Genomic DNA, 10,512 nt, shown 5'->3' with positions numbered 1-10,512 from the left:
GGGATGGCGCCGGCCCGGCGGGCGCCTCGCGACGGGGCGGGCGCTTCGCGCCCCGTTTGCCGGCCCGTGGCGGTCCAGAGCGGCGCCGCGCCCTCGCCTGGCCCCGCTTTCACGCCGCCGGCGCGGGAATCGCTTTAAGATGCAACGACCGCCGCCCGGGCGCCGAGGCCCGGGCCCTGCCAGTTCCGAGGGAGACAGACAGCAGATGGGAGCATTGAGTCATATCCGCGTTCTCGACCTGAGCCGCGTGCTCGCCGGCCCGTGGTGCGCACAGACGCTCGCCGACTTCGGCGCCGACGTGATCAAGATCGAGCGGCCCGGCGCGGGCGACGACACGCGCCACTGGGGGCCGCCCTACCATCGCGCCGCGGACGGCAGCGACACGCGCGAAGCCGCCTACTACCTGGCGGCGAACCGCAACAAGCGCTCGGTGACGGTGGACATCGCCAGCCCGGAAGGCCAGCGCGTGATCCGCGAGCTGGCCGCGCAATGCGATGTGGTGATCGAGAACTACAAGGCCGGCCAGTTGAAGAAATACGGCCTCGACTACGCGTCCCTGCGCGAGCTGAAGCCGGACCTGATCTACTGCTCGGTGACGGGTTTCGGCCAGACCGGCCCCTACGCGCACCGCGCCGGCTACGACTTCATCATCCAGGGCCTGGGCGGCTTCATGAGCATCACCGGCGAGCGCGACAGCGAACCCGGCGGCGGCCCGCAAAAGGCCGGCGTGGCGATCGCCGACCTCGCCACCGGCCTCTATTCCTCGGTGGCGATCCTCGCCGCGCTGACGCATCGCGACCGCACCGGCGAAGGCCAGTACATCGACATGGCCCTGCTCGACGTGCAGGTGGCCCTGCTCGCCAACATGAACACCAACTACCTGGCCAGCGGCCAGCCGCCGGTGCGCTGGGGCAATGCCCACCCCAACATCGTGCCCTACCAGACCTTCCAGACCAGCGACGGCTGGATCATCGTGGCGGTCGGCAACGACGGGCAGTTCCGCAAGTTCGTGGAGGCCGGCGGGCGCAGCGAGCTGGCCGACGACGAGCGCTTCGCCACCAATCCCTCGCGCGTGCGGCACCGGCCGATCCTGGTGCCGATCCTCGCCGAGATGACGCGCACGCGCAGCAAGCAGGAATGGATCGCCGCGCTGGAGGCGGCCGGCGTGCCCTGCGGGCCGATCAACGACCTGGCCGAGGTGTTCGAGAACGAGCAGGTGGTGGCGCGCGACCTGCAGGTGGAGCTGCCGCATCCGAGCGGCGCGCCGGTCAAGCTGGTACGCAATCCCGTGAAGATGAGCGCCACGCCGCCCGAGGCGCGCAGCGCGCCGCCGCTGCTGGGCGAGCATACCGAGGCGGTGCTGCGCGAGCTGCTCGGCTACGACGAGGCCGCGATCGCGGCGCTGCGCGACAAGGGCGCCGTCTGAGATTCGGGCGGCGCGGCCACGGCAGCGACCGCCATGAAAAACGCCGGGACACGCATTCGCATGTCCCGGCGCCTTGCGTCGATGGTGAACCCGCCGCGAGCGGCGGCTCCCTCGACGTCACATGTCATTGCCCGGCGTCGCCGCCGGTTTCTCCCTGATGCCTGTTGCTGCTGTTCGACCTTGCCGTCTGATGGTCTTCATGCCGCCGTTGCGGGCGTCATGGGCGGTTTCCCGGCCGTCGACCGACGCGCGGCGGCGGCCTGGAAACCTTGCATTCGGCCCGGCGCCCTCGGGGCACCGGGCCGGAATCACTCGAAGCGATCGATGCGCCGGGCCGGCGGCGCCCAGGCGCACGCGAGGCCCGGCCCGCGATCAACGATGGACGTTCGCGCCGACGATGCCGCCCGCGGCCGCGCCGGCCACGGTGCCGATCGGGCCGCCCGTCACGAGATAACCGAGCGCGCCGCCGGCGGCCGCGCCGATGCCGGCGTTGCGCTGGGTGCGCGTCATGGTGCAGGCGCCGAGGCTGGCGACGACGAGTGCGATCACGGTGGTGCGAACCAGGAAATGCGTCTTTTTCATTTGAATGTTCATATCGAATCCCTCCTCAGCTCATGCGGCTTGGAACCGGGTGAGCGAATCTTATGAAGCCGCCGAGCGGCCGCCAACGCGTTTTACCTCCCGTTACGACTGATACAGGCGGCCCGGCGCCGGGCCGGCGCTCCTCACCCGGCGCCCGGCTCAGGTAGAATCGACGGTTTCAGGCGGCGCAACCGGCGCGCGCCCTCCTTTCTTCCTGTTCCCGCATGAGCACCGAACGCAACGACGCCCCCGCGGCATCCAATTTCATTCGCAACACCATCGACGACGACAATCGCTCGGGCAAATGGGGCGGGCGCGTCGAGACGCGCTTCCCGCCGGAGCCGAACGGTTATCTGCACATCGGTCATGCGAAGAGCATCTGCCTGAACTTCGGCGTGGCGCGCGACTACGGCGGCGTCTGCCACCTGCGCTTCGACGACACCAACCCGGAAAAGGAAAGCGTCGAGTACGTGGACTCGATCGTCGACGCCGTGCAATGGCTCGGCTTCGAGTGGCAGAAGGACGGCCGCGATCACACGTACTTCGCCAGCGACTACTACGACAGGCTCTACGAATACGCCGAGCTGCTGATCACGCGCGGCAAGGCCTACGTGGACAGCCAGAGCGCCGAGGAAATGCGCGCCAACCGCGGCTCGGCCACCGAGCCCGGCACGAACTCGCCGTTCCGCGAGCGCTCGGTCGAGGAGAACCTCGACCTGCTGCGCCGCATGAAGGCCGGCGAATTCCCCGAAGGCGCCCATGTGCTGCGCGCGAAGATCGACATGGCCTCGCCGAACTTCAACTTGCGCGACCCGGTGATCTACCGGATCCGCTACGCGCATCATTACCGCACGGGCGACAAGTGGTGCATCTACCCGATGTACGACTACACGCACTGCATCTCGGACGCGCTGGAAGGCATCACGCATTCGCTGTGCACGCTGGAGTTCGAGGATCACCGCCCGCTGTACGACTGGGTGCTGAACGAACTGGCCGAGGCCGGCGTGTTCACGCGTCCGCTGCCGCAACAGATCGAATTCTCGCGCCTGAACCTGACCTACGCGATCACCAGCAAGCGCAAGCTGCTGCAACTGGTGACCGAGAACCACGTGGACGGCTGGGACGACCCGCGCATGCCGACCATCGTCGGCATCCGCCGCCGCGGCTTCACGCCCGAGAGCCTGCTGCTGTTCTGCGAGCGCATCGGCGTGACCAAGGTCGATTCCTGGATCGACATGGGCGTGCTGGAAGGCGCGCTGCGCGACGACCTGGACGAGAAGGCGCCGCGCACCGTGGCCGTGCTCGACCCGCTCAAGCTGGTGATCGACAACTACCCCGAAGGCCAGACCGAGGACTGCACGGCGCCCGTGCATCCGCATCATCCGGAACGCGGCGTGCGCACCTTCCCGATCTCGCGCGAGCTGTGGATCGAACGCGAGGACTTCCAGGAAGTGCCGCCCAAGGGTTATTTCCGCCTGTTCCCGGGCAACAAGGTGCGGCTGCGCTACGGCTACGTGATCGAGTGCACGGGCTTCGACAAGGACGAGCAAGGCCACGTCACCGCCGTGCATTGCAACTACTTCCCGGACAGCCGCTCGGGCACCGAAGGCGCGAACAACTACAAGGTCAAGGGCACCATCCATTGGCTCAGCGCGGCCGCGGCCGTGCCGGCCGAGGTGCGGATCTACGACCGCCTGTTCCGCGAAGCCCATCCCGATGCGGGCGGCCGCAACTATCTCGAGGCGCTGAACCCCGACTCGAAGAAGATCATGCAGGCCTATGTGGAACCGGGTACCGAAAGCGCGGCTCCCGAGGCGCGCTACCAGTTCGAGCGTCATGGCTACTTCGTGGCCGATCGCCATGATTCGAAGCCGGGCAAGCCGGTGTTCAACCGGATCGTGCCGCTGCGCGATAGCTGGGGCGGGAAGTAAGCGTCCGGTGCATGGATGAATGAAAAATACCCGGCTTCGGCCGGGTATTTTTTTGCGTCTGCTTTGGTGGAGCGAAGAGAATCGCCGGAAATCTCAGCCCGGCAAATCCCGATGCAGGTCCGCCAGCGACAGCGTGGTGGCGAACACCTTCGCCAGGCTGCGGCTCGCGTACTGCCTGACCTCGTCCAATTCGACCCAGCGGAACGCGTCCATTTCCGGGATCGATGCGCCGGTGGCACGGCTCGGGAACATCGAGGTGCAGATGCAATGGGAGAGATCGGTTTCGTCGGCACGCAGGCGCGCCGCGAACAGGTAGAGATCCTTGTCGGGACGGTAGAGGAAGCGGCCCAGGTCGACCAGCCGCTCGGCCGCCAGCGCGATGCCGGTTTCCTCGAACAGCTCGCGAAGGGCGGCTTCGCGCTCCGATTCGCCGGCATCGTGATGCCCCTTCGGGATGTCCCAATGCGACGTCTCGGTTGCGTGCGCAAGCAACAGCCGCCCTTGCGGGTCGAGCAGCACGACCCCGCACGACAACACGCGCGGGGCGTGCGATGGCCGCCTGCCGGCCATCGTCGTCAACGCTTCTGGAATTGCCAGTTGCCCGCCGCCGTCTTGCAGTAGCGCGGACGCAGCGTCATCGACTGGCCCTTGGCATTGATCTCGACGGCGATCTCGCGGCAGCTACGGCCATCCTGCTCGGCGGTGGTGGGGGTGAGCTTCGCCTCGATCGGCGTGCCGCGGCCGTCGTTGCTCCAGGTGGTGGTTTCGCCGTCCTTGCCCTCGTCGCGGGCCTGGTAGACGGCCTTGGTCAGCGAGGCGCGATCGGCCTTGCTGAAATAGGCCATCGGCGTGTCGCTCAGGAAGTTCAGGTTGCTCTGCGCCTGCGCGCCCAGCGCGGTGGCGACGAGCACGGCGCCGGCCAGCGCGCGTGCCACGTTCGGGAGAGATGCCCGCATCGTCTTGTTCTCCTTGGAATGGGATTGCCGGACGGGATGCGCCGCCTGCTGCACGCACATCCCGTCGGCGAGCATATCATGCCCTCCCGCCCCACCCCGGCTCAGCGCGCCGCGACCTTCTGCTGCTGCGCATCGGGCCGGTAGCCGTCCGTGAGCGTGTGCAGGAAGGCGATCACGTCCTGGATCTCCGCCTCGCTGAGCGCCGGCTTCTCGCCTCTCTTGCGATCGAAGGGCGGATCGGTATTGATGTTGGCCCAGTAGCGCTTCGGCAGATCGTCGTACTTCTGCACCACGCCGTGACGCACCGGATAGAAGCGCTCGGGGTTGATATCGCGCTGCACGTAGAAGCGCAGCACCTCATCGAGCGAGTGATAGATGCCGTTGTGGAAGAAGGCCTTCTTGAGCACCACGTTGCGCAGCGTCGGCGTGCGGAAGATGCCGCAGAACTCGTCCTCGCCCTTCAGGTCCTGGCGCTCCGGCCCGCAAGCGCCCAGGTCGTGGAACTTCGGATCCTTGTTGACCGCCAGCTCGCGATTGCGCGGCACGCCCAGCGCGATCAGGCCGAAGTCGCTGAACTGCGGCGGCGAGCCGTCGAGCGCGCGCTGGCTGATATGGCAGCTCGCGCAATTGCCCTTGCGTTCGTCGTTGAACAGTTCGAGGCCGCGCATCTCGGCGGCCGTCAGCGTGGCCTTGTGGTCGAGGAAGGCGTCGTACTTGCTGGTGTAGGGCGTGAAGACTTCCGGCGTCTGCTCGTAGGTGCCGAGCGCCTGCAGCACCGCGTTGAAGGTGGCCATGTCGTCGGCCAGCACCTTGTCGCCGAAGGTGGCGCGGAAATCCGCGAGATAGGGCGCGGCGCGCACCGCGCTGGCCACCTTGGCAGGCGTGCTGTTCATCTCGAAGCGCGTGGTCAGCGGAATGCGCGCCTGTTGCTCGCCGCGATCGACGCGGCCATCCCAGGTCAGGCCGCCGGTCGGACCCGCATCGACGCTCTCGTCGCCCTCCTCGTCCGAATCATGGAAGTGCCGCGTGAACGGCGGCACCTTCTGCAGGTACATCAGCGTCGGCACGGCGCGGAAACCCTGCTGATGGAGATCGTCGCCGCCCAGTTGCACCGACAGGCCATTAGGCGAACCGAAAGCATGGTCGAGGCTGTGGCATGAAGCGCATGCAAGCTTTCCGGAACCCGAGAGCGCCGGATCGAAAAACATCTGCTTACCCAGTGCTGTCATTTTCTTGACAGCGGCATAGACCTGCGCGCGCGTCTGTGGCTGGTTCGCGACCACGATCTCGTTGCCGGCCGCTTGCGACGCGCCGGTCTGCGCCGTCGATTGCGAGGCGGCCGATGCCGCGGCGACCTGATCGCCCACGGCCTGCGGCGCGCGCGAATCGCAGGCGCTCAGCAGGCTGGCGAGCGCAAGCGAGACGATCGCGACCGCCCGGACGGCGAAGGGGTGGCGATCCGGCCGAGGCCGGGCGAGGTCTTCGTGCAGGCTGCGCATGTCGATCCGAAAGGCAAGAAAGGAAGGCGCGAGCGTATGTCAGTCAAATGTCAATTCCGTGACTGTGAATCGATAGGTAAACGAAAGCTGCACTACATTTCGCTGTCAAATGTCACTTACATAATCCGATCAACTGGCTGTCATTCGTTGTACGGGGGATCAGCCGGTTCCTACGGTACATGTGCGACTAGAGAGACAAGATGAAGAAAACTTTGACCCGCGTAACGCCCATCGCGCTCGCAGCAGCAGCCTTCCTCGCGGGCTGCGGCGGCGACGACGTCACGACCGCGCCGTCCAGCGGCAACAACAACACCACGCCGCCTGCCGCGCAGACGCTGTCGTCGGTGAAGAACATCGTCGTGATCTACGCGGAAAACCGCAGCTTCGACAACCTCTATGGCGCCTTCCCCGGTGCGAACGGCACGGCCAACGTGAAGGCCTCCGACGCGATCCAGCTGGACCGCGACGGCACTACGCTCGCCACGCTGCCGAAGATCTGGGGCGGCCTGACCGCCGCCGGCGTGACGCCGGCCGTGACGGAAGCGATGACGGCGAACCTGCCGAACCAGCCCTTCGCGATCGACGATCCGAACGGCTTCAACACCGCGCTGAACGTGACCACGCGCGACCTGTACCACCGGTTCTACGAGAACCAGATGCAGATCAACGGCGGCAAGAACAACATGTTCGCGGCCTGGGCGGATTCGGGCGGCCTGGTGATGGGCCACTACAACACCGATTCGTCGAAGCTGCCGCTCTGGAAGATCGCCCAGCAATACACGCTGGCCGACAACTTCTTCATGGGTGCGTTCGGCGGCTCGTTCCTGAACCACCAGTACCTGATCTGTGCCTGCGCACCGTTCTACGCGAACGCGGACAAGAGCCCGGCCGTCAACTCGATCTCGAAGGTCAACGCCGACGGCGTCTCGCTGACGGTCGACACCGCCAACTCGCCGGCCTCGGCGCTCAACGGCGCACCGAAGTTCGTCAACTCGGGCAACCTGACGCCGGACTTCTTCGCCGTCAACACCATGCAGCCGCCTTACCAGCCGAGCGGCAACAAGGCGCCGAGCACCGACCCGCTGGCGGCCGACCCGACGGTGGCCACCACGCTGCCGCCGCAGACCGCCACCAACATCGGCGACCTGCTGAATGCCGCCAACGTCTCGTGGGCCTGGTACGGCGGCGCGTTCGGCGCGGCGCTGACGGCCTCGCAAGGCGGCACGCCGGCAGCCGCGGCCGACGGCACGACGATCGCCAAGGCGAACTTCCAGTACCACCACCAGCCGTTCAACTACTTCAAGAACCTGGCCCCGGGCACCACGGCACGCGCCACGCACGTGCTGGACGGCGGCCTGAACGGCTCGGAGTTCATCAAGGCGATCGACGCGGGCACGCTGCCGGCGGTGAGCTTCTACAAGCCGCAGGGCAACTTGAACGAGCACGCCGGCTACACCGACGTGGCCTCGGGCGACGCCCACATCGCGGACGTCATCTCGCACCTGCAGAAGAGCCCGCAGTGGAACAACATGGTGGTGGTCGTGACGTATGACGAAAACGGCGGCTTCTGGGATCACGTCGCGCCGCCGAAGGGCGACCGCTGGGGCCCGGGCACGCGGATTCCGGCACTGGTGGTTTCGCCGTACGCGAAGAAGGGTTTCGTCGACCACACGCAATACGACACCGCGTCGATCCTGCGCTTCATCACGCGCCGCTACAACCTGCCGAAGCTCGACGGTATCAAGCAGCGTGACGACGCGCTGGTGAAGAACGGCGGCGCGGCGATGGGCGACCTGACGAACACGCTGACGCTGTCGACCAACTGAGCATCACGGTAAAACAGCGATTGACCCGTTGGTAGCGGGTTTCGAGTGATTGGGCGGCTTCGGCCGCCCTTTTTTGATGATTGTCCGGATTCGACGCCGTGCCGGATCAGAGCAATTGCTGAGCCGACAGCGCGAGCAGCAATCGTTCGATGCCAATGCCGAACCCGGCACCCTCGCGATACGCCCCACCGCCAGCGATCTGCTGCTGCGCTCCCAGTTCCCGGCAGCGAATCTCGAACCCCTGCCCGTTCAGGTAGTAGCTGATACCTCGTCGCGCAGCCCGGTCGAGTTCGTAGCGAAGCCCCAATGAATCCAGGAAGCCGATGGCCATTTCCTGGCTGCATGCCGATGCGCGCTCGAGGTCGGTGCCCAGGCATTCGAAACCGAGCTGGGTGAATTCGCGGTAGCGCCCGGCTTGTGGTCGCTCGTAACGGTAACAGCGCGCGACGTAGAAGAAGCGCCGCTCGGGCCGGCCGGCCAGCAATTCCTGGTTTTGCTCCTGGAACAAGGCCGTGGCTTCCGGTATCAGGCAACAGGGGCGCCCTTTCTTATCAGGGAACGCCCACATCTGACCGATGATTTCGCTGCCTCCGGCCTTTTCGATGAAGGTGTCCTGCGACCACAGTGCCGGGACGATCGCTTCTTCAGCGCCAGCCTCAATGAAGGTAGCTCCGGAAACGGCTCTCGAGATTGCGAATCTGGGCGGCGTCCTTGCCGACCACGAAGCGGGTGCCGCGAAGCATGCTCATGTTTTTCTCCGTATGAAAATAAAAAAGGCGCCGATGGCGCCTTGGTTTCGTATCAGCCGGGCGGGACCGCTTGGATCCCGCTCCAGTGTCATGGACGTAACGAACCACGGCGCGATGAAAGGCGGCCGTGATGGTGGTGCAGTCGAGTGGGTACGTTACGAAGTTCCATGTCGGCAATAGTGACACAAGAGCGGCGGGCTGTGAACTGCTCCGAATTCCGACAATGAAGCGGCGTCGGTCGCTATAACTGCCGCTCGATCGCCGCCTTGTCGATGATCGACCAGACCTGCCTGATCCTGCCGTCCCGGAATTCATAGAAGACGTTTTCTGTGAAAGCGACGCGCTTGCCGTTCACGGGCAAGCCGAGAAAGGTACCGATCGGCGAGCAGTCGAAATGCAGGCGGCTGGCGATACGAGGCGGTTCGCATACGAGCAGTTCAATGTCGAAGTGCAGGTCCGGGATCTCGCGGAAGTCCCGCTCGAGCATCTCGCGATAGCCGGACAAGCCGATGCGCTGGTCGTTGTGGATCACCTCGTCGCCGACGAACATGCCCAGGCGTGACCAGTCCTGCTGGTTCAGGCAGGCGATGTAGGCGCGGTAGATTTCGGATAAAGAGAGTTCAGTCATCGTCGTCCGTGCTTCCTGAATAGGTTGATTAGAGACGCTCTACTCCACGCCTCGCGATCTCGCTCGATACTCCGCATGACGTACCGCGAGTGCCTCTTTCGAGGGCCACTCGGCTTCGGCGGCCGGCAGACGCAGGATTCGTCCATTCAACACGCCATAATCGCCCGCCCTCAAGCTTTCATCGAGCACCACGTGATATGTCGTCGGATCGATCGACAACAGCCCCATGTCGAACAAGGTGTGCAAGTCACCACGCAACAACAAACCATTCGCGACATGATTGGTTTCGGGGCCGCGATACGCGACGATATGGGCCGCCTCCAGGACCGGCTGCACCTCGCATCCGCTAATCGCGCAACGGCCATCGTAAGCGCTCAACAATGCTCGACGAAATGCCGGCTGGCCTTGGCGCCGAACGATCGCGCGATTGATGCGGCTGCGCGCATCCTCGATGCTGCTGGGATCGAAATCGCCGCTGGCCTGTACCTCCCGCTCCGCGAGGGCAAGTTGTGGATCATTACGTTGAAGCGAGAAAGACGCAGGCCGCTCACCATGGTGAGCAACGTAGCGGAACGCGCCCTCGTAGCGAAACCCGGCCCCCTCGTACTCGTATTTTTTCTTTCGATAGAACAGCAAAACCTCGAGACCGCGTTGAGCGTGCTCGATAATGAGCGAGTCGGTACGACCAGCAGTTTGCCCCTGCCAACTCAGTAGATCGCCTTCGAGCTTATCGACGTATTGGGTTCGATCCTCGGTCTTTTTCTCCGTCACGAACAGCAGCACCGAAGTGCGGATTCAACCCGTCGATGCAACATACTTGGAGCTGCGAAGCGGCAAGGAGTGTTGTCATGAAACAGAGACGGCGGATCTACTATACAGATAGCCAGAAGGCGTTAATGTGGGAGCGCTGGCGAA

General features: G+C 65.2%; 10 protein-coding genes. 3 read left to right on the top strand and 7 right to left on the bottom strand.

What is annotated here, in order from left to right:
- Window positions 1-205 precede the first annotated feature (205 nt).
- On the top strand, window positions 206-1,426 hold the full coding sequence (locus F3J10_RS31580; protein WP_167243746.1) for a CaiB/BaiF CoA-transferase family protein: 1,221 nt from the start codon (window positions 206-208) through the stop codon (window positions 1,424-1,426).
- A gap of 372 nt (window positions 1,427-1,798) precedes the next feature.
- Here the strand turns inward: F3J10_RS31580 and F3J10_RS31575 are convergent, their stop codons facing one another.
- Entirely contained in the window at window positions 1,799-2,008 is a 210-nt protein-coding gene (locus F3J10_RS31575) for an ornithine acetyltransferase (protein ID WP_025099792.1), read from the bottom strand.
- Window positions 2,009-2,232: 224 nt separating this feature from the next.
- Here F3J10_RS31575 and F3J10_RS31570 point away from each other — a divergent pair, with 224 nt between their 5' ends.
- Window positions 2,233-3,939: a glutamine--tRNA ligase/YqeY domain fusion protein gene (locus tag F3J10_RS31570; RefSeq protein WP_025099791.1), complete on the top strand. Its 1,707-nt coding sequence runs from the start codon at window positions 2,233-2,235 to the stop codon at window positions 3,937-3,939.
- A 93-nt stretch (window positions 3,940-4,032) separates the two neighbouring features.
- On the opposite strand, the gene F3J10_RS31565 is transcribed toward F3J10_RS31570, so the two are convergent.
- From F3J10_RS31565 to F3J10_RS31555, 3 genes are all read right to left on the bottom strand, one after another.
- Window positions 4,033-4,509, bottom strand: a complete 477-nt coding sequence (locus F3J10_RS31565; protein WP_167243747.1) for an NUDIX domain-containing protein — start codon at window positions 4,507-4,509, stop codon at window positions 4,033-4,035.
- A 5-nt stretch (window positions 4,510-4,514) separates the two neighbouring features.
- A complete protein-coding gene (locus tag F3J10_RS31560; protein WP_029950839.1) occupies window positions 4,515-4,895 on the bottom strand; it encodes a hypothetical protein in 381 nt (126 codons plus the stop codon).
- Between the two features lie 101 nt (window positions 4,896-4,996).
- Window positions 4,997-6,394 (bottom strand): cytochrome c peroxidase, encoded by a 1,398-nt coding sequence (locus F3J10_RS31555; RefSeq protein ID WP_167243745.1) that lies wholly within the window; start codon window positions 6,392-6,394, stop codon window positions 4,997-4,999.
- Between the two features lie 200 nt (window positions 6,395-6,594).
- Between F3J10_RS31555 and F3J10_RS31550 the strand changes: the two genes are divergently transcribed.
- Window positions 6,595-8,220 carry an acid phosphatase gene (locus F3J10_RS31550; RefSeq protein ID WP_167243744.1) on the top strand — a complete coding sequence of 542 codons (1,626 nt, stop codon included), beginning with the start codon at window positions 6,595-6,597 and terminating at the stop codon, window positions 8,218-8,220.
- Between the two features lie 106 nt (window positions 8,221-8,326).
- On the opposite strand, the gene F3J10_RS31545 is transcribed toward F3J10_RS31550, so the two are convergent.
- The 3 genes from F3J10_RS31545 to F3J10_RS31535 form a co-directional block, all read right to left on the bottom strand.
- Window positions 8,327-8,881 carry an ATP phosphoribosyltransferase regulatory subunit gene (locus F3J10_RS31545; protein ID WP_345791246.1) on the bottom strand — a complete coding sequence of 185 codons (555 nt, stop codon included), beginning with the start codon at window positions 8,879-8,881 and terminating at the stop codon, window positions 8,327-8,329.
- Window positions 8,882-9,210: 329 nt separating this feature from the next.
- Window positions 9,211-9,597 carry an ester cyclase gene (locus F3J10_RS31540; protein ID WP_167243743.1) on the bottom strand — a complete coding sequence of 129 codons (387 nt, stop codon included), beginning with the start codon at window positions 9,595-9,597 and terminating at the stop codon, window positions 9,211-9,213.
- Window positions 9,598-9,636: 39 nt separating this feature from the next.
- On the bottom strand, window positions 9,637-10,380 hold the full coding sequence (locus F3J10_RS31535) for an HNH endonuclease signature motif containing protein (protein WP_167243742.1): 744 nt from the start codon (window positions 10,378-10,380) through the stop codon (window positions 9,637-9,639).
- Window positions 10,381-10,512: the final 132 nt, after the last annotated feature.

The organism is Burkholderia sp. Cy-637, from assembly GCF_011753175.1.
Classification (GTDB): domain Bacteria; phylum Pseudomonadota; class Gammaproteobacteria; order Burkholderiales; family Burkholderiaceae; genus Burkholderia; species Burkholderia gladioli.
Note: the sequence above shows the minus strand (reverse complement) of the source record. Positions and strands in the feature narration are given on the sequence as shown.